Source organism: Rhodospirillaceae bacterium (assembly GCA_016722635.1).
In the GTDB taxonomy this organism is placed as follows: Bacteria; Pseudomonadota; Alphaproteobacteria; order JAEUKQ01; family JAEUKQ01; genus JAEUKQ01.
Window position 1 is genome coordinate 1 of the sequence record JADKIX010000013.1, and the last position, 26,145, is coordinate 26,145.

The following is a 26,145-nucleotide window of genomic DNA, read 5'->3' on the forward strand; positions in this document are numbered from 1 at the left end:
ATTAACTCGGCATATTTTTGCTAAGCTCATTGAGCAAGGGCATTTTCTAAAACATGTCGTGCAGTGTAAGACCAGACCATCAATACAAAGGTTTCCAGTCAGCGTATTCCTTTAGCTGCAACTTGCTGATAACTGCCAAAAGTAAAATGGCAAATCCGCCTGCTCGAACGGCACGGCAAGATCATCAAATGACAAAATCGTGGGTGAAAATATTTAAGGAATTTAAACAGTTTCAATTTTGCACCTAATTAATGTTCGGTGAGTGACTTCTATGGCTGAATTTAGCGTGCAAGAATCAGGAATCGAAATGTAGTACTCGTCACAATGGGTTCTTGGCGATGGTTTTCTGACAAACAGAAATTCAAAATAGGTGCTAGACATTGATTCAAACAGATTTATTAAACAATGCCATCTGTTAGTGATAAAAATTAATCTAATAACACTGATAACAATTATCTATAAAATTCGATTTTTTTTTAGAATGCGACGAATTGTCGCAGTCTCTCTTAATGAATACAGATCTAATTCTTCACGATTTAGAATTGTGAATGGTGCGGCATTTTGTCGCATTGATATTGATTGCCGACTTAAATAAGATCAATTGCGATAACCACCTTGAACTGATTCGAAGGTTCTTGAGGTCAAGAAATAAAGTCACTACAACAATGAATAAGTTCTAATGACGTGGACTGGAATTCTCGTAGAAATTAGAATCCCACTCACCATAAGGTGAGCAACGCTTTTATAGACTCGTATCACGAATCCTCTTGAAAAAATTACCGGAGTATCTTTTGATTAAAACCATTTTTATAGGATCGCTTTATTTTTTAGCACCATGGTTATGGCGCATGAAGGTGAACCGAACATGGCGTTTGCATGGCGCGATGGCAACATTGAAGTAGATATCAAGCGTCAGGGAAGAGCGCTGGGTGACCACACGGCATTCGTCATCTCATTTACCGATACATTTACCCCCTTATCGCAGGGGAGATTCCGGATTTACCGGGACAGGTTTCCGACCAAGGCGGCATAGTAGGCTATCAAACAGAAAGTACTTTGTTGAAATGGTCCAGCGAGCAATCACAATGGTTGAGAGAAGGCTTTACAGAGCAGTTAGTGATCAGTCGTTTATCGGATGAAAAAATAGTGACCGATAAAGAAGGGAATGGATTACAAGGAATCATTGATAGTTTGACAACCTAGAAGCGACTTTGAAGCCCATCCGATTTTTCGAATCCAGAAAGTGGACGGATCTTTACCGGATGATGTTATATATGGTTTTCATCAATATCTTAGGGAGTCGATGAATCAGGTGAACGCATACTCTATAAACCTCTGTTCCACTTGCATTAGTTTTTCATATCAATGCTCAAGCAATTTTTGATCGTTTGGCGCTTTCTCAAGCTTTGAAAGTGACGCCAGAAGTCCAATCGAACGATTATGATCGGATGGATGCACTGTTTGATTGGGCAGAATCACAGAATAAAGCATTATCCCACATGCTGCCGAAAGCCGTTTATCTTCGGATACTGCGTCCGCTGTTATGACAATTCCGTTTGCGTTGGCAGTAAAGACGGCAAAATTTACACTGCTGGCGGGGTTCTGGGCGATATCGCTGAACATGGTTCAATAGAAACTTTTATGATATGGCGGGGCTTTAATGCAGATTTTGCATATTTGTTCCCATTATATTTTTTGCATGCATTGTTAATTTTTTTTGAATCCTGCCTCGCTGGAGATCAGAATGCACAAAAAAATCAGTAGCAGAAAATCAATCGAATATTGCGCAGCCCAGTTCTACTATTCCGCCAGAGCCGGTCAATTGGAAACAATGACCATTGAAGCGAGTTCTACACCGGCTGACCCAATACAAAAATTAGAAAGCCGAATTACGCGTTCGCACCGGTGAAACACTCGGCAAAACACTGGAACGTGAATTGGGAGTCAGCAATCTGTCCTATGGGCCTGGCGTTGGTCAACCGGTCATTCGTGGCATGAGCGGCCCTCGGGTCAGAATCATGCAAAATGGGATTGGCGACATGATCTTCTGCATTAAGTCCCGATCTTGCGATCGCTTTTGAAACCATGCTGGCAGAAAGCATTACTGTGTTAGGCGCCCTGCCACTCTGCGCTATGGCGGCAATGCGATTGGCGGTATGGTTGATATCAAGCATCAACGCATACCAGAAAAGATTCCGCTGAATGGCGTTGCTGGTCGAATGGATTTTCGTTACGACCATAATTCTGCAGATAAAGCCGGGATGTTCGGATTGGATGTGGGTAAGGGAATGTTTGCGATCCATGTCGATTATTTCCAGCGTTCCTCCAATAACACCCATATTCCCGGAACTGCTTTAGACGAAGCAGCGATTCGGCAACAATTTCAAGTTGATCCGAGCACCAATAGCACGAATGTCATCCAAAATAGTCATTCCAACAGTCAGGTGGCTCGGCTGGCATATCGCTGATCGGTAAACATGGCCATTTGGGCGGAGCTATCATGAAATGGTCAGAAATTATGGTATTCCACCCGGAGTTCCAGGTCACACCGAGGCGGGAAGAACTGAACAAGAAGCCATCAGGATAGATATGTCACAACGCCGTTATGATTTAGACGGCCTGTGGAAAACCTATTGGCCAGCATTACCCAAGGTAAAAGCAAAACTGAGTTACATTGACTATGATCATAAAGATTATGATAAAAGTGTGACCGATAGAAGTTCATCGTTGACCCGATTTAACAATTCGGTGTGGGAATCGCGATTAGAAATGAATCATCAGCGGGAGGGTGGCTCGATGGCACATTTGGCATGCAATGGCAGAATCGTACTTTTGCAGCGACAGGAATCGAAACATTCACGCCTGCTGCCAATATTGATTCATTGGGATTCTTTGTCACAGAAACGGTCTTTATTACGGATCGCCTCAACCTTGAAATGGGGCGCGCATCGAAAATCAAACCACGACGCCCAAAAGTGATGAAATTAGATTAGCAGGTGTTTCTGGCGCATTACCCTTGCCCAATGCATTGAATTATCTTACTTACCCTGGCTGCTAGCTTAAATTATGAGATCATGCCGCAAACTTCATTGTATTTGAATTGGCAGCGAGCTCAGCGCGCACCCGATGTGCAGGAATTATTTGCATCAGGCCCGCATTTTGCAACCCGCAGTTACGAAATCGGTCGACTGAATCTGAGCGCTGAGCAAACCAATCACTACGAATTAGGCTTACGCTTTACTGGCAAACACGTTTCCTTTCATACCAATGGTTATTACAAATCGATACAGGATTTCATCTATCTGGAGAACCAGGGATTCTTCTTTAATTTCGCTCCTGATCCGCCTCGTTTCCAATTGACTTGCGCGAATTTAAGAAATTGTCTGCCGGTTTTTGGATATCAGGCCAATACAGCAAATTTTGCCGGTTACGAAGCTGAGATTACTGCTCATCCTCGCTTGGGCTTACCCATCAATCCTCGTTTAACGTTATTTTCTGATTATGTGCGTGGCTGGTTTCAGAATGATGCTTTTGGAGATGTTCCAAGGCTTCCGCCATTGCGATTCGGAGGCGAAATAGGATTCCAGTGGACACAATGGCGAGGCGGGCTACGTTATACCCATGCGCTGGAACAAAATAGACCAGGAATCTTGGAAACTGAAACGCCAAGCTATCATCGATTAGACCTGGATTTGTCTTACGATTGGAAGATGTCCGATCATAGGAAAATTCTTTTCTTCGCAAAACTTTCAAATATGACTAACATGACCATCAGGAACTCGACTTCTTTTTTGCGAAATTTTGCACCTGAAGCTGGCTTTAGCGCGCAAGTGGGGATGAGTGCATCATTCTGATTTTTACGATCTGGTGCACATAAATTTTTTATTCTAGATCCGTCGTGAATAGTACCCAGCGACACAAGTAGGGGGGTACTCAATTCAAAAAGATCAGAGTCCCGCTTGCACTGCAATTGCATCAAATTCACCCAATGTAACTACATTGGCACCGAATTCCCCGCCCACTGCGAAGATGTGATTGTCTTTCACGCCAACACAAGCGCCATTTTGATAACACCGTGCATAAAATCCCAGTGCTATGAATGATGTGGTTGTATTTGGAAAGAAGGAAGGGTAATTGGATTCTGCCCAATTAAACAACTTATCAGCTAATGCAGTATCAGTATTTGATTGCAACACACGCCCCGCAACTGCTTGCTGAAAATCCGCCAATGGCAAGCCATTATTGAACATTATCCACAATGTATCAGAAGGTTCAGGGTAAGAATCGGTAATCAACCTTAATTCGACCATGTAGGCGCCAACAGGTGCATTCGGTGTACCTTGACTGGATTCAATAATCCAATCGAGATGAGTGTGTAAAGAACCATCCGGACGAACTTCGCCGACTATAAGCGAAGAAGCACTGCTTACACCGTGTCGATTGAACAAAGTAAATCCTTCGACAGTTCTCGGAATGCAAAATACCTGCCCACAATCTTGATTAGGCTGCAAATCCAAACCGCCAGCCAAACGAATCTGAATGCCTTCCGGTGCTAATGACCATTGACGTTTTTCTGTGTTCCAATAACTCAAGTGACCGCTGGCAAGGTATCGAACCCGATCTCCGGCTGTCATTTCACCCGCGATTCCTTCGAAACCTGGACTATCGATCGCGGTACGGTCAGGAAAGATGCTGAATTCTGAAACGTAAATCGGAGTGCCAGTCAGTTGATCAATCGGCATTTGTCCGGCAGGCAACCCGAGTGTTTCTGGTTTAACCAAACTGCACCCTTTTTCAGGGCGACAAAAACTTGCTTGCACACGTTGGTCGGCAATTCTGACTTCGATATGCTGATGCAATTCACCGGCAAATAGTGTCAGGGGATTCGATAAGCAAATTCCACTCAACAGTCTAATGACTACAGTACGTAGCGTTATTCGCGGATTCAAAAGGGTATTTCTAGGTGAATGTCTGAATAAATTGATCATATTTAATATTAATTGTGAAGATGGTTGAGTTTTATCGCTTCCACCAAGTGAAACAAAATACGTCAAAAGTATTTCGTAATCACATAGGATGGTGCAAGTACAGCACAAGCCAGCAAGATGCAAATGCATGACAGAATTGAATAATCAGTTTTTTGTTATTAGATGCGTGAGTAGTAGGTTAATCCTGATGATCCGGGTCTGATGAATATTTTATCTACTGATTATCCATTAAAACTGCCCGAATGATTCTTCTGAATTATCAGAAAAATTCAATCCGGTGAGAATGCGACAAATTGTCGCAGCAGGTAATTTCGTGGCTTCCGATATACTCGATTAATACCATAAAGTTTCGTAAATCGTATTAGTTTAATCACGCTGATTGAGTATTTAAGTGATGATTTGATCACAACCTAATTTTGGCAATTTATTAATCGATTCTTTCTTTAATCAGATTGTGTCTACTATCCAACGATTATCTCTGTCCACTGATGTGCCTACAAATATTGAAGTATGGCAACTCACGTTAAATTTACAGATGCCTGTATCACACTTAGATTTCTCTCTGTTGAATGAATCAGAGCGGAATCGTGCACTGCGTTTTCGCGCTCATGAAGATCAAGTTCGCTCAATAGTGACACGAGCTGCGTTGAGAAGATTGCTGGCTCAGAAAATTATGCGGCAGCCGGAAAAACTGAATTTTGTGACGAATGAATATGGAAAACCGAGTTTGCAAAGCGATACAGATATTCAATTCAATGTTTCTCATGCCGGTTGTTTTGCATTACTTGCATTTTCTACCGGTGGTTCGATTGGTGTGGATATCGAATCTTGCAATCGCCAAATAGATATTAATGGTTTGGGTAAGTATGTTTTTACTGCTTTGGAACGCAAAGCTAAGATAAAAACAACGACAGATTTCATTCGGCATTGGGTCGCTAAAGAAGCGATATTAAAGGCCTGGGGTGTGGGCATTTCGGAGCACTTGCAATCTATATCGGTTTTGCATGATAGCGAACGCTATCGGGTTGTCTGTGATCGCATGGATTGTCCGACAATCAATGGGTGGGCTATTGAAGCCCCCGATGATTATGCCGCTGCACTGGCGGTTGTCAATCGCGACTGAAAGGTCAGATGGGCTCAGATTATTCACAGTCATGCGAGCTGATTACTTGATCAACTTGGTGCTGATGCGGCAATTTGCCGCATTGCTAATCGATGGAGTTCTGACTGAGAATAGTTAACTAAAATTTCGATGGTAAGTTCTTAAAGAAATATTGCGTCATTTCTGCTCGATTTAATTTTCTAATTTTACAGAACTACCTGCCATTCCAGTTGGTATTTATATTCATCGCTATATTAAGGAGTTCGAAAGCATGTTGTTACGGTCATTCATTCAAAATTTTCTAGTACCCACTTTACTGGCAGGCATTCTTTTGCAGAATGCCAATGCACATACGGTTATTCAACCATCGGAGATTCCTGAAGGGACCAGATCGGATAATTATCTCGTGATTACCCATGGTTGTACTAATGAACCTGTCATTGGTACGAGTGTGGTTTTCCCGGATGGTTTAGATTCAACGATCGTTGCCAATGGAAACCCACATGCTGGTCCGCTGAGTGACTTCATACAAAATTGGGGGGACTGATTCAAATCTACCAGGATCATTCAATATTCAGCGAGCAAGATGTCAAAAGAGATACCAGAGGTAATGTAGTTGGATTCTGGGCCGGTGGCGGTCGAACGATTGCTTCTCATATTTTTGGCCGTATTCCCTTTGTGACCAGTGCAGCATTGATCAATCCAGAATCCTGTGCCAAATCGGTGAGGTTTGCAGTAGCAGCGGCAGATATTTGTAAAATAACCACTATCAACGATTTGAATACCACCGAGAACGCAGTGAGTTTCTGGATTCCCGCAGTCGGCTCGAAATACGATGGGACGCCAGGAGGGCACGCCTTTGATTTTCCGGTTTACTTTACGATTACTCGTGATCTGGCAACCAATCCATTGCCAGAATCTTGCGGAGCAGGATTGCAGGTCACGGTGAGACCATCGGCCGCACAAATTGATCGCGACATGCCGATCCAGTTCAATGGTGCACAAGTGTGGCCACAGCCCTAATTTATCCTAAGACATCACACCGAATTTAAGGAAAACCGCTATGGCACTTACAGCACAACAACAAACTTCTCTCCTTCAATTGGCACAAGTGATGTTTAATGCATCGCCAGGAGCGACTTATTTGGATGCCCTTGGTGCACAATTGACCGCCGGACAATCTCTAGCGGATTTGGCACAAACTTTGGTAGGAACTGAATTATTTCTTGGCAAAGACTATGCTGATGATTTGACTTCCGAAGCTTTTGCAGAGGCATTTATCAGCGATCTGGTTGGTGGTCACGCTTCTGATGCCAATAAAACGCTGGCGACTGAATATATCGTCAATCGAATTTCTGCGGGAGCAACACAAGGTGAAGTCATTGCAGAATTAACAACTATTTTATCAACTGTTCCTGCATCCAATGCTGACTGGGGAGCGGCTGCCCTTGCTTATAATACGAGTAATGCAGAGAAAATAATCGATAATCTGGTTGGCGATACGGTGACGGCAGATCAAAAAAGCGCGGCAGTTAATTTTATTCTTGTCCAAATGGCTAGTGGACAGACATTGGGTGCCGTGATCAATTCAGGTATCACTTTACTAGATGGCGTTGAACATACTGATCCGGCATGGGGAAATGCAGCCGCATTATTAGATAATCGGATAGAAGTGTCTCGTTATTACTCCATAGAAAAGGGAGGATCTTCAACTAGCTTGTCAACACTGCAGCAAGTCCTGGCTGGGGTCACCGCAGATGCAGCTACGGTTGCGACTGCCAAAACAGCAATCGATAATCTGCTTAATAATTCCGGGAGATCCATTGATTTAACCAGCCTTGATGGCAGCAACGGTTTTCGCCTTGATGGTGTAATCACCAGTGATGATACCGGTGAATCAGTCAGCGGCGCTGGAGATATCAATGGCGATGGCTTTGATGACCTAATTATTGGGGCGCCGCATAATTTTGATGATTTCTACTCCGGCGCCAGCTTTGTGGTATTTGGTAAGGCTTCAGGATTCAATGCTTCGTTACCATTATCCACTCTTGATGGCAGCAATGGCTTTCGCCTTAATGGCGTAGCGGGGGAGATGCCGCAGGACAAATGGTGAGTAGAGCAGGTGATATCAACAAAGATGGATTTGATGATTTGCTGATTGGTGCACCGCTATCCGATGTTCCGGGACTCGATACAGGTTATAGCTATGTGGTATTTGGTAAAGCATCAGGTTTTGGTGCCACGTTAGAGTTATCCAGTCTCGATGGCAATAACGGATTTCGATTGGATGGCACATTAGATAGCCTGACGGGATGGTCAGGCAGCAGTGCAGGCGACGTCAACGGCGATGGTTTTGATGATTTATTTATTGGTGCGCCACTGGCTGATTTGAGCATAGAAGATTCCGGCAGTGGTTATATTGTATTTGGACAATCCGCAGGCTTCAGCGCCACCATGGATCTGACCAGCCTGGATGGTAATAACGGTTTTCGCATGGATGGATTGGCAGGGAGGCGGCCAGTTTGGTAACAGTATAAGTGCCGGTGACATCAACGGCGATGGACTCAATGATTTAATGATTGGAGCCTATTTGGATAGTCCGAATGGCGAGGGCTCCGGTTCCAGTTATGTGATATTTGGTAAAAACTCTGGCTTCGATGCGATATTGGATATCTCTAATCTTGATGGCAGCAACGGTTTCCGTTTGAACGGGTGGCAGAAGGGGATCAATCCGGTTATTCACTGAGTACCGCGGGTGATGTCAATGGTGACGGGTTTGACGATATTATTATCGGTGCCAATTATGCCGATGCAAATGGCGAAAACTCTGGTGCCAGTTACGTCATTTTTGGCAAAGCTTCTGGCTTCGATGCAACAGTGGAGTTATCCAGTTTGGATGGTAACAATGGCTTTCGTCTGGAAGGCGCAGTAGCTGGCGATTACTCCGGTAGATCAGTCAGTACTGCGGGTGATTTCAATGGCGATGGCTTTGCCGATTTGATCATTGGTGCTTTTGGTGCAGAACCGAATGGTCAAGATTCTGGCTCCAGTTATCTGGTATATGGCAAAGCTTCAGGCTTTAGTGCTTCTCTCAATTTGGCTGACCTAGGTAGTAGTGATGGTATTTTGCTGAATGGGTTGGCGGCTGGCGATTCTTTGGGCAAATCTGTTAGCAGCGCAGGTGATGTGAATAATGATGGATTTGATGATTTAATCATTGGAGCGCCTTTTGGAGATGGGAGTATTCCTAATACAGGTGTTGTTTACGTAATATTTGGTGGTGTTTTGGTTAATTGGAGTTAATTCCTAACCTTATCCTGCAGACTATTTCCAGACCGAATGATTGTTTTTTGCTTATGTATCGAAAAATGATCTGATCAAGATCGGTTTTGAAATTTTTATAGTGCTTTCAGATGAATTCATCTGAGAGCACTAAATTCATCCAGAACGGCTTGCGATTTGTATTTTTGACAAAGATTCCGCCATTGATACTAAAGCTTTATGCACCTGAGATTCCAAGGATTGCTGCTGATATAGTGCCAGTTGATTACTGCTGGAGTCTGCTGAATAGTTTATGTGAAAACTGGATACGAAGCAGTGATTGAGCAAATTTAAGTTGCTGACTGAGCATCCGGTCATCGGGCCGTCACTTCGTGAATAAGCATGCATCCGGATCCAATTGATTTACTGGAATTCGGATGCATGGCTAGATGGCTAGATAGCTAGTATTTTTTAGTGATCGTCATGACGTTTGATCCACCAATCGACATTCTTTTGATTAAAGTGATGACCTTTTTTATCAACTGAGATGGGGCGCAAAAACTGATCAATATCTTCGCGGGAAGGGTAGATGCCAATAGTTTCACCACTTCCACAGCTACTAGGCAGCGGTTTTTTATTCAAATCACGTAACATGCTCACCGTTGGTGCCCACTGAACTTGTGTCTCGCCTAAGCGTTCTTTAGTCCAATTCTCGGTAGTGCCCAATAACCATCCTGTGACAGTATTAGGCTGGCGGGGAGTGCTGCAGAACTGTGCTGCGGGGAAAAAGTATTGTACTTCCTTGACACAAGATTCGGCGGGAATTTCCGGAAAAAACATGGTAGCCATGATGTCCGCATCATTATCGTTGGGATGATCGCCAACCCAGACCAGAGCGCGTGGTATGTTTTCGCCTGTCGAGGTCTTGCCCATAATCGGATAGACCCGATTTAAGGCTGCTTGTGCAAAAGGTTTTACAAACGAGATAGCCCAATCATAGCCGTTAGCGTCTGGTGAAGCCGGACCCAGTTCCTGGTATGCCGGATCAAAATTTGGGAACTCCCATGGACCGGGCAATTTAGTATCGACTCGTTTAACAGTCGCGCCGGTCGGTATGACGACGGTCAATTGGCGAGTTGAAACACGTCCCGTGCCTTCTTCGTGACTACATGCGTGTTGGACATTGAATCGAACAGGTCCGAAGGCGCCATCCTGATAATAAGGCCAATCGCTTTCTTTACTTTTTTCGTAAAGCCCGCCACGATCATAGACGGGAAACTGGGTGTACATGTGTGCTTGAGAACTCGATATCAGTAATATCGATGCAGCGCATGCTGCGATTTTTAATTTTGTTAATTTTTTCAATAATGCCCCTTTAAAACACAGACTGTGTGTTTTTCCATATTTTTTTGATAAAAACATCGATTAGTTAATGTGGTTGTTGCTTGTTGAATCGATTCAAAAAATGAACTGTTTTATCAGTCAGACTTCGATTCAATTTAAATGTTGATAGAGTTAGTCAACTAAATCAATGCGACTAAATGTCACATGTGACAATCTGTCGCAGAAAATTCTTTCAGATAATTTCTTTGATTAAATGGGTTCAAGCGACTGATTGTAGGCAATGGGTACATTTGCTCATTGCTTGATTTGCTCAGGGTGGTTTTGACCGCTATTTTCATTAAATAGATGTGACATTATGTCGCATTCCAAACTACCTTCATGTCACGCATAATTCAACGCGCATTAATCAAGAGGCTGACCATCAGCCGGCATCATGAATTCAAGCATAACCCTTACTCATCTTTATCTGCGTCATTACTGCGAACTGCGCAACTTTTTGTTGAGGCGTGTAGGTTGTCGCGAGATTGCGACTGAATTGACACAAGAGACCTTTATTCGCGTCATGGTCTACCCCGGCGAATCTATCCTCAATGCACGGGCCATGTTATACCGCATCGCGAGTAATTTGGTTATCGATTATCATCGCGCTCATGTGAAACATCCGGAATACGTGTGTATTGATGAGCTTCCTATACATGATTCACCTGTATGCAATTTAACTGATCCTGCCAGGGTGATATATGCAAGACAGCTTTTGGAAAAGTTATGTCGTGCCATTGAAGGATTGCCACCGCAATGCCATCGCGCATTCATCTTGCACAAATTTGATGGCTATACTCACGTTGAAATTGCTGAAAAATTAGGTATTTCACGTAATGCTGTAGAAAAATTATTGATTCGTGCCCTTGTGCAACTGCGTCAAGTATTCACTTAATGGAAAAATCGCAACACACACGGCAGCCGCAGTCCTTTGATCAAAATTCACTGACTGAACAGGCGGCTGCTTGGTTCTTGCGCATGCAGCACAATGGTTGCAGTGACGCTGACCAACAAGCGTTTGCAGACTGGTTGGCGGAGAGTGAGGCACATCGTAATGAATATCAACAATATGTTCGGCTTTGGCATAGCCTTGATCAATTAGAACGCAAACCAATTCAATCATCTACTAAGAAATCTCGACTGACCGTTGCCTGGGTCGCTTTGTTGATTGTGCTGTCATGTTCCTTGCACTGGCTTACCCGACATGAGGAATTGATTACGACAGCAATCGGAGAACGTCAGCAAATTGTTCTGATGGATGGCACCACCATCGACGTGAATACGGATACCGTTCTGCGAATGGAGTTATTTGGATTGACCCGACAGGTAACGATAGAGCGGGGTGAAGCTTCATTCAAGATAGGTAGCGAACGCTTGCGTCCATTTGTCGTTCAATCCGGGCATGGTACCTTGCGAGATATCGGTACCGAGTTTAATGTCATGCGGCAGGGAGACAAGACCACCGTCGCGGTGTTGGAAGGCGCCGTTGAAATCAAATTGCATGCTCAGATTGATAATATCAAAACGCTATACGGCGGACAGCAACTCACTTATTCTGCAAACGATTTGTCTGACATTTCTGCGGCCAATTTTGAAACGATCATGGCTTGGCGCAAAAACAGATTGATTTTTCGCAATACCCCACTGAACGAAGCCATTCGACAGATTAATCGCTATCACGAACGCCCAATTAGACTGGCAGATTCACAGCTAAACAAGTTAATAGTCAGCGGAGAATTCAATTCGTCCGATCGTGCCGGGTTGATCGAGGCACTCAAAGTGCTGTTTCCACTCCACAGCACCGAACAGGATGAGATGACTGTGCTTTCGTTCAGAAACTAAATAATTCAAGTAGTTATCAATTAATAAATTTTCTATGTCAGGTGTTTCTTTCTATTTTCGTCTTATTGATTAGTAAAGCTGTTTCTTGGCTGAAATTAATAAGAAAAAATCAGGAGAATGAATGCAGAAAATTTTATGGATGCTGGGATTGGTTATGTTCCTAGGAAATGCGCAAGCGCAAAGTAGAACAATCGATATTCCTGCGCAGGATTTGTCAGATGCGTTACATACTTTATCCAATCAAACCGGTATACAGTTATTGTTCACGGCAGAAAATCTAAAAGGAATTCGCAGTCAGGCCATCAATGGTTCTATGAATGCCGATCAGGCACTGGCGCGTTTGTTGCAGGGAACACCATACATTCATCTGGCAAGCGGAAAAGATACTTATGTCATCAAAGAATCTGGAGAAAAAGCAGCGGCACCCAAGTCAACGATGTTGCCGGAAATCATGGTGCGGAGCGCTAACGAACCAGGATCACCGTTCAATAATCAGTTTATTCGCGCTCATACCACAACGGCTACTAAAACTAATACGTCTATCATGGAGACGCCTTTTTCCGTTCAGGTATTGCCACGCCAAATATTGCAGGATCAACAGGCAATCCGACTCGATTCTGTCTTGCAGAATGTCAGTGGTGTGACGCATATGCCTACCAATCAGGGAGGATCGGATGGGTTTGTAATTCGTGGATTTAATAGTGATACCACATACCGTAACGGTGTTTTTATGCCCAATTCTCTGGGAGGGGGGACGGTTAAGCGAGAAATGGCTAATATCGAAGAGATTCAGGTGCTTAAAGGACCAGGCTCCATCCTGTTCGGTCGTGCCGACCCTGGAGGGATCATCAATACGGTGACCAAGCAGCCATTGGCGACCCCGTATTATTCGCTGCAACAACAAGCAGGCTCTTTCGATTTTTATCGTACAACAGTCGATGCGACTGGACCCCTGACGAAGGATGATCGATTGCTCTATCGTCTGAACTTGTCTTATGAAAACTCAGGCTCATTTCGTGACTTCGTCAATAATAGATCCGTTTTTATAGCGCCCGTCGTAAAGTTGAATATAAGCCCGCAAACTCAGGTAACTGCAGAACTTGAATATCAAAGCTTCAAAAATGTGGCGGATCCAGGTATACCCAATGTGGGAAATCGTCCTGCTGATGTTCCTCGTAATCTTTTTGCAGGCGAGCCCATTAATAATAGAAATAACGGAGATCGATATTTCGTCGGCGTGAATTGGTCGCATATGATCAATAATGATTGGACGATTTCGCACCGCTTATCCGCAGAACTGATGGATTATAATTCCAACTCGTTGTTCTGGTTTACTCCTGCCACAGCCAATGGCTCATTAGAGCGGTTTTTTAACAATGCGCCGATTAATCATTCGAATCGATATCAAACTTCGGTTAATTTAACAGGTCATGTAACCACTGGAATACTCAAGCACACGCTTCTATTTGGCTACGATTACATTTTTCTTGACGACAAGATCAAAGGAAACAATTGCTGTGCATCTGCCCCAGCATTTAATATTTTCAATCCGATTTATTTGGCTGGTCGACCAATTCTTGATTCCAGCAATAATTCCAATATGGGTTTTACACAGTCGTGGCATGGTGCCTATTTTCAGGACCAAGTTAAATTACCCTATAACTTTCACGCAATGGGGGGATTTCGCTACGATAATGCGGTTGGGCGAAATACTGTCACAGATCTGACAACTTCAGCGGAAGATCGGTTTACACCGCGTGGTGGTTTGTTGTGGCAACCTATGCCGTGGTTGTCTTTGTATGGCAGCTATACTGAAAACTTTGGCGCATCGAATACATTATTTAATACTGATGGACAGAGACTGCCACCGCAAACAGCTCAACAATGGGAAGCAGGTTTGAAAACCGAATTCTTGGATGGACGACTCAGATCGACTTTTTCATACTTTGAATTGACCAAACAGGGTATCGGCGCACCTGATCCGACTAATCCTTTTCGCTCTAGAGCCATCGGTGAAGCGGAAACCCGTGGCTTTGAATTTGATGTGGCAGGTGAAGTCTTGCCTGGTTGGAATTTAATCGCTACATACAGCCATTTACCTTTTGCCAAAATTACTAAAGACCGTGGCACTGAATTTGATCTTGACGGTAATCCTATTGGGACCAATTTGGGTAATCAGGGGAAACGCCTATTTTTAGCAGCTGAACATACTGGCACTTTATGGAGTACCTACGAATTCCAAAACGAAATGTTGCGTGGATTAAAACTAGGAGGGGGAATTCAGGGGATTGGAAAACGACAAGGCGATCCAGGCAATACTTATCGGTTACCGGCATTTGTGATTGGTAATTTAATGGCAAGCTATCAAGTTAAAATCTTGCATAAAATGCGTCTTACCGCCCAACTCAATGTGTTGAACGTGTCTGATGAAAAGTATTTCGTCGGCACTAACAGTGGAAGTTTTATTACAGTCGGTGCACCTCGTACTTTTATGGGTTCGCTGCGTATTGATTATTAGATGACTTGTGGAGTTTCGAGATATCGCTTTGAGGATGGAGCAATTTGACCGATTACTCCATCTTGTTGTCTGTCCGAAAGTCATCAGTGTACTGCTGACAGAAATACTGTCATAGACGATTAATTAGGCAGGGCGCCTAATTATTCAATAATCCACAATTTTTGTACATAAATCCTCTCAGCAGGATGGACAACACGACAGTACAAACTTAGTTATATACACTGCGACAAAATGTCACATGGTTTCTATCCACAGTCACCCCTAAAATAGCCTGTGTTGCGCGACCACACTTCTATCTTCCATTAAAAAGATATCTTATCTCCTGGTTTAATATAAAGATGAATGAATGCAAGTAACTAATATTGCTATCCTGGGCACGATTTTTATTTTTTTGGTGAGTATTGGTGGGTGTAAAACTTTGCCGCAGCGAGATCTCAAAGAAGTTGGCGTTGAGATTCCTGCGCATTGGAGTGGGGCGCAAGAATCCGATCGATCCCTGCCCGAACATTGGATAGAAACCTTTGGTGATCAAAGTTTAAGTGATTTAGTACGCAATGCTTTGACTGAAAATTATGAACTTAAAGCCGTCGCGGCAAGGGTAGGTGTCGCCGCAGCTCAAGCACGTATTGATGGATCCAGTCGATGGCCACAACTGTTCTTTTCCGCAGATCATCAGCAAGTTCAAATTCGCGAGGCCGGTTTTGGATCATCTAGATTTGGCGTTTTTGAAGCTTTGTTTGGTTTGAGTTGGGAATTAGACGTATGGGGTCGAATACGCGATCAACAGCAATCGACAGCGCAAGAAGCAAAAGCTACCGTGGCCGATTTCCAGGGAGCTAGGCTATCTTTGGCTGCCAGAGTAACCCAGAGTTATTTTGAATTAATTGAAGCTAAACTGCAGTCGGTAGTGGCAGAACAATCGATCAATGATCGCCGTAAAATTGCTGATTTTGTGCAGGGTCGTTTTCGACGCGGCTTGACGCGTGGCCTTGATTTGCGCTTGGCACTCACGGACTTGGCCAATGCAGAAGCACAATACATGCGAGCGCGCGATCAAATGCAAATCATTGCCAGGCGATTAGAAATTCTGCTGGGGCGTTATCCAGCGGGAGATTTGATGGAAACAACGAGTTTACCTGAACTTCCGGTTGCTATTCCTGCTGGCTTGCCTTCTGAGCTTCTGGAAAGAAGACCGGATTTAATGGCTGCTTTTGATCGTTTACGTGCAGCGGATTTACGGACCTCCAGTAGCATGAAGCTGCTTTTGCCGCGCATAACGTTGACCGCTGCGGGTGGAACACGGAGTACCGATCTAACGGATTTAGTCGATCCGCGTGCAGTCGCCTGGAACGTGTTTATTGGTCTCATGCAGCCGTTGTTTACTGGTGGACGTATCCAGGGAGAGATTGCCAAAAATGAAGCACGGGCAGAGGAGTCGCTTAATTTTTATAAACATACAGTGCTCAATGCCTTTCAAGATGTCGAAGAAGCTTTGGCTACCGAGGAATGGTTACGAAAGCAGGCAGAAGTTCTCAAGGAAGCCGTCGAACAAACTGAAGCCAGTCAGAAGCTTGCTGTTTATTCTTATCGACATGGTTTGATAGAAATACTGACATTATTGGATAGCTATCGCAGTACATTAAATGCTCAGAGTGCTTATCTTTCAGTGAAGCGGCAATTGCTAAACAATCGCGTTAATCTTTATTTGGCATTGGGCGGCGGTTTTTGATGATGCTATTTTTATTGAATACCGAGATTCAAGCACCTGAACAATTATGAAAATCAATCGCCAATTACTTATCGCTTTATCTATGATAGTGGCTGGAGGATTGACTGCATTTGCTTTAATCAATTCACCTCCTCAAACAGACAGGCAAGCAGTGATCACCAAGTTGCCCTCAGTGCGTGTTGTTAAAGTTGCAATGGAATCCATGCGCATGGATGTGCACTCGCAAGGCAGTGTAATAGCGCATACCGAGATTGATTTGGTTGCAGAGGTGTCTGGTCATGTTATCAAAGTTGCACCCAATTTCGTGGAGGGTGGTTTTTTCAAAAAACGAGATGTATTGATAGAAATCGATCCATCGGACTATAAACTCAGAGTCACTCAGGCCAACGCCAAAGTGATGGAAGCACGCTATCAGTTAGTTCGTGAAAAAGCCGAATCCGAGCAAGCTCGGGATGAATGGGAACATTTAGGGCAAGGGACTCCGAGTCCATTGAGTTTGCGCATACCACAATTAGAGGAGAAGCGGGCCAAGTTGGCAGCGGAGGTGGCGGAGCTAGAGAATGCCAAGCTATTGCAATCAAGAACCAGTATCCGTGCGCCTTTTGATGGAAGGGTGCGCAGCAAATTAGCGGGAATTGGGCAATATATTAGCAGTGGCACGGTATTGGGCAGAGTGTATAGCAGCGACCTGGTTGAAATCCGCTTGCCCATAAACACTTCCGATTTGGCATTTGTAGAATTTCCCGATCTATCCGATCGCAACCAATCGCCTAAGATGGCCAAGGTTACGTTATCAGCATTTTATCAAGGTCAGGATCGTATTTGGCAAGGTCATATCGTGCGTAGTGAAGGGGTGATTGATAAAGACACTGGCATGATGGCAGTGATCGCACAAGTTCGTGACCCCTTTGGGATTGAAGCCACCAAATCCAGATCGCCAACCGTAAAGGCTACTTCAGTTGTTGGTTTGCCTGTGGGTTTGTTCGTGGAAGCCATAATTGAGGGACGATGGGTAGACCATTTGGCAATCCTGCCGGCGAGTGCGCTAATCAAGAATAGCCAAGTTGCTGTGGTCGATCATCACAATCAATTGCAATTTCGCACGGTAAGGGTATTGAAGCGGGAACGTGAGCAGGTAATGATCTCTGCTGGACTAAACCAAGGAGAAAATGTCCTTGTGGCGGGAATTCCTTATCCGATTGAAGGAATGCAGGTTCAATCGATATTTATTGATCAATCCAGTGATGATGCGGCGATTCGAGCGATAGAAAATAATCCAGATAATCCAAATGAGCAGTCGGTCCCATGAGACTGATCATTTGGTTTGCCAATAACCCTGTTGCCGCCAATTTTCTGATGGTATTGATCATTGCAGGAGGCATCTTAGGAATTATTTCATCCAAGAAATATACACTTCCTCCAGAACCACAGAATCAACTACAAATCATCGCTGCTTATCCGAGCGCGGGACCAAGCGAAGTAGAACAAGCATTATGCATCCCCATTGAAGAAGCCATACATGAGTTAGAAGGAATCAAGCATATCAATTCGGTTGCACAACAAGCCCAATGTGAAATCACCATAGAATTTGATCCGGCTATTGGTTCAACAAAATTTCAAGCAGCTGTTAAGGCGAAAATAGATGCGATAACAGTCTTGCCCAAAGAAATAGAGAAACTGAATATCCAAGAACTGAAAACAGGTACGCCGGCAGTGATTGTCGTGGTAAGAGGTGAAGCGGATATGTTAACGCTACAACAGCAACGCGATCAATTGAAAGCGCGGCTGAGTAAACACCCTGATATCGGAATACTCACTTCCTGGCCACAGTATCCTTATGAAATAGCGATTGAGGTCACAGAATCCGATTTGCGTCGCTATGCACTGAGCTTTGAAGAGGTATCTGAGGCTATTCAAAATGCGTCGCAAAATATTCCAGCGGGTGAATAAAAAACTGGATGGAAAATTGTTACTCAGAAGTAAAGGGCAAGCACTCAGTGTTGCTGATTTTGCAGCAATTGAATTACGTCCGACCTATCAGGGAGCACATCTGCTATTAGGAGATATTGCACAGATTCGAGAAACTGTCGGTGAGCAAGATTTACTGGTCAGAGTCGATAATCAACCGGCAGTAGAGATTGTTGTCATGACCAAAGATCAGATTAAAACGACTGTCGAGGCCGTTCATCAGGTTATTGCAGAATTTCGTTCCCAATTGCCGCCAGGTGTTGAAGTAACGACATGGGATGATTGGTCGAAATACTATGAGCAATATATATCCATGCTAATGGAAAATGCGATATCAGGTTTTATACTGGTGTTTTTGGTATTGATGTTCACACTCAAATTTCATTTGGCATTATGGGTAAGCAGCGGGATTCTGATATCCCTGTTAGGTGCGCTTTGGCTGATGCCAATAGTTGGTATTTCCTTGAATAGTTATTCAATTTCTGCGCTTATTTTGATATTGGGTGTGTTAGCAGATGATGCCATTGTGGTCGGTGAAAATATTTACACGCACCAGCAGGGTGGACGCTTAGGGTTATCCGGTGCCATCAGTGGCACCCTTGAAGTAACGCCATTGGTCGTCATGATGGTGCTATCTACAATGATTGCCTTTGTTCCAGGGTTATTTCTGCCAGGACTCAGCGGAAACCTGATGTATAACATTTCCCTGGTGATCATGCTGACTTTAGCATTCTCAATGTTGGAAGCATTGCTGATATTGCCTTCTCATTTGGCAACCAATTATTCATCGACCGCAAAACAAAATGTCTGGTCGTCTGCTATTGGCTATATTCAAGAACGTATAGATGCAGGATTACAAAGGTTTATTAATCATATATATACCGACGTTGCTAGTACTATTACGATTGCGCTATATCACGCTGACAGGATTTGCGGTTGCATTGCTGATTGTTGGCGCACTGGTTCTATCGGGACGTGTCCCAAGTGTTATGGATGCGGAGGTAAACGAGTATTACTTGCTGGCACAGATTGAATTTCCTCCCGGCACTGCACTTGAGCAGGTTGATCACCAGGTAAAACGTCTGGAGGAGATTGCACAGCAAATTCGAGCAGAACTGAACGCGGAGCTGGGTATTAGTGCTTTGGAAGGTGGGTCTGGTGATAGTTTTCAACATATTATTTCAATTCTTGATGAAAACGTAGGTATGGTTGATATCGAGATTGCCATTGATGAACGCATTCGGGCTCGCATGAATGAGATTAAAAAACGCTGGCAAGATCGTTTTGGAGAAGTGCCTTCAAATGCGACGTTGTCTTTCCAGACATTTTGGCCCCGAAATCTTGGCATGCCTGCTACTCAATCTGCTAAAGCGATTGAGTTGAAACTGATGGCGCCGGATACCGCAATGCAAAGCGCTGCCGGGGAGATTCTGAAAGCCAAGCTGTCTTCTTATACAGGAGTTCACAGTATTACTGGTTCTATGCAGGCTGGTAAACCAGAATTGCGCTTGAAACTTAAGCCTGAAGCGGCATTTCACGGATTGACCATGCAAAGCCTAGGTGAACAAGTCCGTCAAGGATTCTTCCGGACTCGAAGTGCAGCGATTCTTTCAGGATCGGAACGAGGTTAGAGTAATGTTACGTTTTCCTGCCACGCATCGTCGTTCTTTGGATAATCTGTACAACATGCCGGTCAAGTTACCGAGCGGCGCTACCGCGCCTTTTTCCGTTGTAGCCGAAGCTGTATATATGCCTGGATTTGCCAGCATTACACGCCAGAATCGCGAACGTATCCAACTAATCAGTGCGGAGGTGTACAAAGATGAAGTCGATGTTGAAAACATTCTTGTCGATTTGCGTACGGTGGTGATCCCTGCGCTGGAAGCACAATATCCAGGATTAAGAATTGAACCAGGACAATCCAGGCAGAAACAAGAGGAAACACTATCAAAGCTTTGGGGGTTTGGCGCGTTGGCGATGCTTGGAATATATGCTTTGTTAGCAATCCCTTGCGTTCGTATGTGCAGCCGCTAATTATTATGCTGGCAATTCCGTTTGGTTTTATTGGTGCTGTATTGGGACACTTGCTGCTAAGAATCCCTTTGACTCTCGAATCTTATGTTGCGTTATTTGCCGTGGGTGGAATTGTAATTAACGATAGTCTAATACTGGTTGAAAAATTAATGAGATTTGGAAAAAAAATATTTCATTGCATGACGCTGTTCTATTGGCTGGTAAAGCGCGCTTTCGGGCCATCTTTTTAACGACGGCAACTACCTGTTTAGGACTGTTGCCACTCATGAGTGAACAAAGTCCTCATGCCGAGAAAATTTTGCCTATGTCGATTACATTGGCATTTGGCATTATGTTTGCAACTTTCATCACCTTAATTCTAGTACCAGTCAGTTATGTTGTTTTGAGAGAGGATTTAATGGGTGAATTGCCCATAACGGAATACTGTGCGAAGGGACACGGAAAATGCTGGCTGCGGCGATAGAAACGTAAGTATCTATCTTCATAAGGAAAAAACGCCTGATTGAGTCAGGTGTTGATTCGAAAGAATGGTGTCTCCTTTGTCGAAGTCTTAGGGAAACGCTGATCCCTATCTAAAAAAAGTTTTATAGAATCCTCTTTTCTTCTTCAGGCTTTTTTTCGATGATTGCCGATAATTTGTAGCGAGTTAAATTCAAAAAAGCGGAAAATTTCGCAAAATTAATAAAATTTCACTTAAAAACCGAACGCTGACAAGCGCGGAAAGATTTTCACCTCTGATTCATTCAAAAAAGTCTTTCTATCCTCTAAAAACCTGCTTTTCCGTTCCCAACTCGCCCCGCCACATTGTCCCTACTGGAAGTGGCTTCGCAACTACCATGCCAGATCGGTTATGCAAAGGGCGGGGGGTTGAGAACCCCCTGAGCGGCTCCGCAAAGAGCCCGCGCCGGGAACATACCGCTTAACGGAACTCGGGAATTGGCCTCTCATTGGCGGCTTTGGCCGGCGCCTCGGAACTTCTCCTGAGATTCCTGCTGGTTCCGTTAAAGCATTTTCCTTTTCTCGTCTCTTCCGCTACGCTTGAGCGTCGAGGCAGGCGCATGCCGCGCGCTTCCTTTTGTCAACCGTTCGTCATCGGGGCAGCGCAAAAACTTTCCGCATTGGTGCTGGCGTTGAGCGGTGCAGAGACATCGACACCGGAAAACGTTTTAATCGCCTCACAGTGCTTTTTAAACACTCGGGAAGGGTAAGGGTGGATAAGTCGTATCCGTCAAGCTAAAGGCGGTATGCAATGGCATGGTATGGGTGTAAATCACTCATGATTCCCCTGCTTAACAATTTTGAGTTTCGGGAGGCTGTAGCCGGGTAGGGTATCCATGCAGATCCGGGCCGCGCGTGCCGGGTTTGATGCTGAGGGCTTTTGATTCGCCAATACCACTGGCATCCTTAGAAACCTCAATTCCGACCCTCGGAGCAGAGCCGGACACGGCGTTCAGATGTCTCAAGAAAGATTGGGCCACTTGAAACTGTAAGGGTAAGCGTCCAACGCCACCATCTATCTCTATCAATTCATCTACTTTAGCGTTTCAATAAACTCAGGTGACAACGGCAGCAATTCGTCAATTCGACTATTAGGCCAAGTGGGTAGTTTGATGAGCGTATCTTTTAAGCCAGGCAGAAGGGTTCAGGCCGTTGAGTTGGGCCATGCCGAATAAAGTTTGAATGGTTGTTGCACGTTGACGTACGTTCAGAGCCGGTGAACAACCAGTTCTTTACCAATCGCGATGGGTCGAATGACGTTTTCTACGGATTGTTGTCAATTGGCAGGTGTCCGGTCTGTGCATAGCGAATCAAGCTGGCCCAACGTTTCAGTGTAATCCAAGGCTTTGGCGGAGCCACCGCCATTTGCTGTTTGAGCGCGGGTTTGCACCAGCCAGCCATGTAATGCTTTCAACCGGGGAGGCTTTTTCTTCTCGTAGTTGTTGACGGTCTTCGATAGTCAGGTCTTACCTTCTGCTTCAATTGCATATAGGTTTCAATGCGTTGTAACGCTGCAAAGCCATCGGACTGTCATTTGCCTTGTGCAAATCGAAGAATTTACGCCGTGCGTGTGCCCAACAAGCCAATTCAATATATAGGTTTCATGCTTCAGAGAACAGGGCTTTGTAGCCACCATAGTCGTCGACCAGCAAAATGACCTCGCCAATCTTCCAGGAAGCTTTGCATGCCGGCCACTGCGACCGACTTGATAGTCGAACACGATGATGCGCGGCCCAGGCTCCAGGTCGTTGCTGCGATAGGCCCACAAGTAGGCCTCCTGTGAGTCTTGCCTTTGCCGGGGTCAAGTTGTGCGATACTGGTGTTTCATCGGCATGCAGCGTGTTGCCTGCAACAGGTGCCATGTCAGCCGGTCTGCTAAGGTTGCAAAGCAACACCGCCACGACCGACCCATTCCGCCAGGTGGAACGTGATAGCGTAACTTGCTCACGCACGGCAATCTGTTCAAGCGATAGAGCGGGAGATGATTCAGGTATTTGCTTGTCAGTACCCAACTCAGTAGACCGTGGCGGCCATGCCACCCTCTATAATGGCTGGCGGGATAGGTGCGGCGGTAACGTTTTCACAGGTCTTGCAGGCATATTGGGGGCGGGATGACGGTGAACGAAGAATCTTGCTGGCTCCACATCCAACTGTTCGCTAACATCTTCACCGATTTTGACCAGATTGCCAGACTGATCGCATTGACAGACTCAGGCTCGTGACGGTGTTCAACATGGCAGGTGTTCTGGTAACGGCTGGCGGCCAGCGCGGAACGTGTTGATTTAGCCGGATCGGCTTTTGCTGATGGGTCGAGCTGTTCGATTTCGGCATGTACCGCCGCCAGATCAGTTTGTAAGGTTTCCTCGAACAAATCGGAGTGCAGATAACGACTCGCTCTTTTGCCAAATAGGTTCCGGCGCAAATAGGCCAGCTCCATAGTTAATGCTTGAATTTTGAGTTGCTGAGAATGAATCTCTTTTGTGACCGCTCAAACAGCATTTGAATCTGGATTTTAGTATCCGCATCAAGGTTCAATTGGTCCAATTTGTGAGTGCATTCATGCTGCTAATTATACCGCATGACCCAAAACACGATAAATAGATGCTTTAACTATCTTTCAAACCTTTAAATGTGCAGGTGGCAACGCCGATAATCGCTGCCAATTAACACTGGCTACCAACCAATTCCACTGTGCTGGCGTCAATACAAACAGCGCTCATCTGACTTTGGCCAAACAACTTAATTCTGATGTAAACGGCGCTGAATAACCACACGCCGGTGCCATCCCCACAACAACACCTTGATGCGATTTCCGCACGATTGTAAAACACAAAGCTGAACCTGCGCAGGGCGCATGCGCCAGAGACTCTTGCACCAGCATCGACAAACCATCAATACCACGGCGCATATCAACCCGCTCTACTGCAAGCCAGATGCTACCCGGATTAGCAATCAATCCAGACATTTCAGCAACCGCCCCAGCCATTGTGGTGATATCTCTGCTGGTAGTTCGAACGTATGACCTGTGGACAATGTAAACACAGTGACCCGATGACGAAGGCTCCAACTTGATCTCAACCGGAATCAAAGTCGAGGCAACTGCAGCAACTGGTTGAGTATGATAAGCCCGCAACCAGTTCGCGAACGTTTTGGAATTCAACTGATGCTGACGACAATAGGCCACCTGCGATAATCCACTGACCGCCAGGTTGCTATATGTTTATGCTGATGTATCGGTAATGCCATTGGTTATCCTCTTCAAAAATGTTTGAGGATAATTGAGCGCATTAAAAATTGTTAGATGGTGGCGTTGGACGCTTACACTGTAAGAAACTCATGTCCTTTTATATACTCAACATGCGCATGAAGAAGCACAGCAAAAGCCGCCCAAAAAGATCCATACATTTTTCAACCATTCGGGAAATGAGATCATGATTTTCCTGCACATTTGTTCAAGAATCTTTTTTATCTTCTGGATCTCATATAGTTCCCTGCTTTTTCAACTGATTCTAAAGTTTGTTTGCATACCAAGAACGCTTTCTGTTTTCAGAAATGGAACAGGTAAGTAATTCGATGGTAACAGTACTTTTAATACGTTCAAGAACTATACATGATCAGAAAGAGAAGATGAATATAGATGCCAGTTAACACAATAACGACCGATCTTTTTAATAAGGCGGACATAGTGAGAAGCAATAGCAACATCTTCTATGCTCAATCCAATGACAAAAGTGCGAAAATCAGGGCAATGAGAAAGCCATTTACGAGGGGTAAAAAGAAGGTTTGTTCAGATCGATAACAAGTTTCCACGAACAATAAAAAATATTTAGTGTTCGATTCATGTTTTTCTTGAAAAGATAGAACTTATTCCAAGCGAACCCAATGCCCTGTAAAGGTTTGCGTAATCTTTGGACTCATAAACATCAAGAGATAAAGTAATCATTTAACATTTCTTAAATATCGTTAATAAGATGAATAAACAGTCATATAAGGCATTTAAATAATGGAAAACACCCAAAAACACCCCAAACAGCCAAAACGTCAAAATCGGCAAGCAATAAAACAAGGTAAGTCATTGAATGTCATTAAAATTAAGGTTAAAAGTCATCAATAAAGTATTATTTATTCCTAAATGGGAACGAACGCATTGTGTTACTAGCCGAAAATATTTTCCTCCCTTGGGGTCAGAACAAAAGGAACAAGATTTGATTTCTTTGGACGGACACCCAAAGCGCGTTTTTCCTGTTGATCAATTCGCCATTGTCTGGCCATTGCGAAAGTGAGCGATAAATAGCTTAAATCGCTTGCTGTGAAATTTTTCCCCTCAGGTGACCATAAGGTATTGCCTGATAGCCGCCAACCACTCCAAGATTCTCCAGGAAGGTCATATCCTGTTAGAATGCGCAGAAGCTTATAAGCTTGCTGTGGGCACTTGAACCAGTCAGATTCCTGCCAGTAACAAGATAAGTTGGCAAACAACATGGTTTGCAGCTTCCTTCTTACTAAGCCTCCCGAAAGGATGCGGGTTTCACGTGCAGTTTTTCACGGATCAATTGGTTTGTAAGGTTTGCGCCGATACTTTTGCATCTTTTCACCTAATCAACAGCTTGACAGGTGGTACAAAACCCATTGCCACAGATCCTGATCAAAGCGCGCGCCGCTAATCTTTCCAGTTCTGCAGTAGTGAATGATCACCAACCTGCAACCAGCGTGCGGCGGCATAGCTACGCGCTGAACTGGCCTGATGTTTTCTTACGTTGGTTCATCGGGTCATGTCCCTTGTTCAAGATAATTTTCCAAAGAGCCATACTTGAACTTCAAT

The 26,145-nt window shown here is 44.4% G+C and carries 23 protein-coding genes and 4 pseudogenes; 21 read left to right on the top strand and 6 right to left on the bottom strand.

Annotated elements, in window-relative coordinates; all coding sequences use genetic code 11:
* Nucleotides 1-1,059 precede the first annotated feature (1,059 nt).
* Nucleotides 1,060-1,203 carry a hypothetical protein gene (locus tag IPP67_09720; protein ID MBL0339401.1) on the top strand — a complete coding sequence of 48 codons (144 nt, stop codon included), beginning with the start codon at nt 1,060-1,062 and terminating at the stop codon, nt 1,201-1,203.
* A gap of 159 nt (nt 1,204-1,362) precedes the next feature.
* On the opposite strand, the gene IPP67_09725 is transcribed toward IPP67_09720, so the two are convergent.
* The gene (locus IPP67_09725) at nt 1,363-1,623 is read right to left on the bottom strand and encodes a hypothetical protein (protein MBL0339402.1); all 261 of its coding nucleotides are present in this window, start codon (nt 1,621-1,623) and stop codon (nt 1,363-1,365) included.
* 533 nt (nt 1,624-2,156) lie between these two features.
* Between IPP67_09725 and IPP67_09730 the strand changes: the two genes are divergently transcribed.
* From IPP67_09730 to IPP67_09740, 3 genes are all read left to right on the top strand, one after another.
* A complete protein-coding gene (locus IPP67_09730; protein ID MBL0339403.1) occupies nt 2,157-2,468 on the top strand; it encodes a hypothetical protein in 312 nt (103 codons plus the stop codon).
* A 37-nt stretch (nt 2,469-2,505) separates the two neighbouring features.
* The gene (locus IPP67_09735; protein ID MBL0339404.1) at nt 2,506-2,979 is read left to right on the top strand and encodes a hypothetical protein; all 474 of its coding nucleotides are present in this window, start codon (nt 2,506-2,508) and stop codon (nt 2,977-2,979) included.
* Nucleotides 2,980-3,074: 95 nt separating this feature from the next.
* Nucleotides 3,075-3,854 (top strand): TonB-dependent receptor, encoded by a 780-nt coding sequence (locus tag IPP67_09740; GenBank protein ID MBL0339405.1) that lies wholly within the window; start codon nt 3,075-3,077, stop codon nt 3,852-3,854.
* A 93-nt stretch (nt 3,855-3,947) separates the two neighbouring features.
* On the opposite strand, the gene IPP67_09745 is transcribed toward IPP67_09740, so the two are convergent.
* A complete protein-coding gene (locus tag IPP67_09745; GenBank protein MBL0339406.1) occupies nt 3,948-5,054 on the bottom strand; it encodes a hypothetical protein in 1,107 nt (368 codons plus the stop codon).
* A gap of 388 nt (nt 5,055-5,442) precedes the next feature.
* Between IPP67_09745 and IPP67_09750 the strand changes: the two genes are divergently transcribed.
* The 5 genes and pseudogenes from IPP67_09750 (at nt 5,443) to IPP67_09770 (ending at nt 9,393) form a co-directional block, all read left to right on the top strand.
* The gene (locus IPP67_09750; GenBank protein MBL0339407.1) at nt 5,443-6,111 is read left to right on the top strand and encodes a 4'-phosphopantetheinyl transferase superfamily protein; all 669 of its coding nucleotides are present in this window, start codon (nt 5,443-5,445) and stop codon (nt 6,109-6,111) included.
* Between the two features lie 250 nt (nt 6,112-6,361).
* Nucleotides 6,362-6,637, top strand: coding sequence for a hypothetical protein (locus IPP67_09755; GenBank protein ID MBL0339408.1), 276 nt, complete (start codon nt 6,362-6,364; stop codon nt 6,635-6,637).
* Entirely contained in the window at nt 6,625-7,113 is a 489-nt protein-coding gene (locus IPP67_09760; GenBank protein ID MBL0339409.1) for a hypothetical protein, read from the top strand. The genes IPP67_09755 and IPP67_09760 overlap by 13 nt, the downstream gene beginning before the upstream one ends.
* Before the next feature lie 529 nt (nt 7,114-7,642).
* Nucleotides 7,643-8,619: pseudogene (locus IPP67_09765) on the top strand (FG-GAP repeat protein).
* Nucleotides 8,588-9,393 (top strand): annotated as a pseudogene (locus IPP67_09770) (FG-GAP repeat protein). The pseudogenes IPP67_09765 and IPP67_09770 overlap by 32 nt, the downstream one beginning before the upstream one ends.
* Nucleotides 9,394-9,822: 429 nt before the next feature.
* Here the strand turns inward: IPP67_09770 and IPP67_09775 are convergent.
* Complete coding sequence (locus IPP67_09775) at nt 9,823-10,716, bottom strand: hypothetical protein (protein MBL0339410.1); 894 nt, start codon at nt 10,714-10,716, stop codon at nt 9,823-9,825.
* 412 nt (nt 10,717-11,128) lie between these two features.
* On the opposite strand from IPP67_09775, the gene IPP67_09780 reads away from it, so the two are divergent.
* From IPP67_09780 to IPP67_09835, 12 genes are all read left to right on the top strand, one after another.
* Nucleotides 11,129-11,629 (top strand): RNA polymerase sigma factor, encoded by a 501-nt coding sequence (locus IPP67_09780; GenBank protein ID MBL0339411.1) that lies wholly within the window; start codon nt 11,129-11,131, stop codon nt 11,627-11,629.
* Nucleotides 11,629-12,576 carry a FecR domain-containing protein gene (locus IPP67_09785; GenBank protein MBL0339412.1) on the top strand — a complete coding sequence of 316 codons (948 nt, stop codon included), beginning with the start codon at nt 11,629-11,631 and terminating at the stop codon, nt 12,574-12,576. The genes IPP67_09780 and IPP67_09785 overlap by 1 nt, the downstream gene beginning before the upstream one ends.
* Nucleotides 12,577-12,730: 154 nt before the next feature.
* Entirely contained in the window at nt 12,731-15,094 is a 2,364-nt protein-coding gene (locus IPP67_09790) for a TonB-dependent receptor (GenBank protein MBL0339413.1), read from the top strand.
* Nucleotides 15,095-15,440: 346 nt separating this feature from the next.
* Nucleotides 15,441-16,823 carry an efflux transporter outer membrane subunit gene (locus tag IPP67_09795; protein ID MBL0339414.1) on the top strand — a complete coding sequence of 461 codons (1,383 nt, stop codon included), beginning with the start codon at nt 15,441-15,443 and terminating at the stop codon, nt 16,821-16,823.
* Nucleotides 16,824-16,869: 46 nt separating this feature from the next.
* A complete protein-coding gene (locus IPP67_09800; protein ID MBL0339415.1) occupies nt 16,870-18,132 on the top strand; it encodes an efflux RND transporter periplasmic adaptor subunit in 1,263 nt (420 codons plus the stop codon).
* The gene (locus IPP67_09805; protein MBL0339416.1) at nt 18,129-18,773 is read left to right on the top strand and encodes an efflux RND transporter permease subunit; all 645 of its coding nucleotides are present in this window, start codon (nt 18,129-18,131) and stop codon (nt 18,771-18,773) included. Before IPP67_09800 ends, IPP67_09805 begins: the two co-directional genes overlap by 4 nt.
* Nucleotides 18,742-19,824 (top strand): efflux RND transporter permease subunit, encoded by a 1,083-nt coding sequence (locus IPP67_09810; protein MBL0339417.1) that lies wholly within the window; start codon nt 18,742-18,744, stop codon nt 19,822-19,824. Before IPP67_09805 ends, IPP67_09810 begins: the two co-directional genes overlap by 32 nt.
* Nucleotides 19,733-20,422: an efflux RND transporter permease subunit gene (locus tag IPP67_09815; GenBank protein ID MBL0339418.1), complete on the top strand. Its 690-nt coding sequence runs from the start codon at nt 19,733-19,735 to the stop codon at nt 20,420-20,422. The genes IPP67_09810 and IPP67_09815 overlap by 92 nt, the downstream gene beginning before the upstream one ends.
* On the top strand, nt 20,388-20,825 hold the full coding sequence (locus IPP67_09820; GenBank protein ID MBL0339419.1) for an efflux RND transporter permease subunit: 438 nt from the start codon (nt 20,388-20,390) through the stop codon (nt 20,823-20,825). Before IPP67_09815 ends, IPP67_09820 begins: the two co-directional genes overlap by 35 nt.
* Before the next feature lie 5 nt (nt 20,826-20,830).
* Nucleotides 20,831-21,055 carry an efflux RND transporter permease subunit gene (locus IPP67_09825; protein ID MBL0339420.1) on the top strand — a complete coding sequence of 75 codons (225 nt, stop codon included), beginning with the start codon at nt 20,831-20,833 and terminating at the stop codon, nt 21,053-21,055.
* Nucleotides 21,001-21,288, top strand: coding sequence for an efflux RND transporter permease subunit (locus IPP67_09830; protein MBL0339421.1), 288 nt, complete (start codon nt 21,001-21,003; stop codon nt 21,286-21,288). Before IPP67_09825 ends, IPP67_09830 begins: the two co-directional genes overlap by 55 nt.
* Before the next feature lie 595 nt (nt 21,289-21,883).
* Nucleotides 21,884-22,033, top strand: a complete 150-nt coding sequence (locus IPP67_09835) for a hypothetical protein (GenBank protein ID MBL0339422.1) — start codon at nt 21,884-21,886, stop codon at nt 22,031-22,033.
* A 323-nt stretch (nt 22,034-22,356) separates the two neighbouring features.
* Here IPP67_09835 and IPP67_09840 read toward each other — a convergent pair.
* The 3 genes and pseudogenes from IPP67_09840 to IPP67_09850 form a co-directional block, all read right to left on the bottom strand.
* A pseudogene (locus IPP67_09840) lies at nt 22,357-23,867 on the bottom strand (IS66 family transposase).
* A gap of 73 nt (nt 23,868-23,940) precedes the next feature.
* Nucleotides 23,941-24,288: pseudogene (gene tnpB, locus IPP67_09845) on the bottom strand (IS66 family insertion sequence element accessory protein TnpB).
* A gap of 1,190 nt (nt 24,289-25,478) precedes the next feature.
* Nucleotides 25,479-25,805 carry a phage protein gene (locus tag IPP67_09850; protein MBL0339423.1) on the bottom strand — a complete coding sequence of 109 codons (327 nt, stop codon included), beginning with the start codon at nt 25,803-25,805 and terminating at the stop codon, nt 25,479-25,481.
* Nucleotides 25,806-26,145 lie beyond the last annotated feature (340 nt).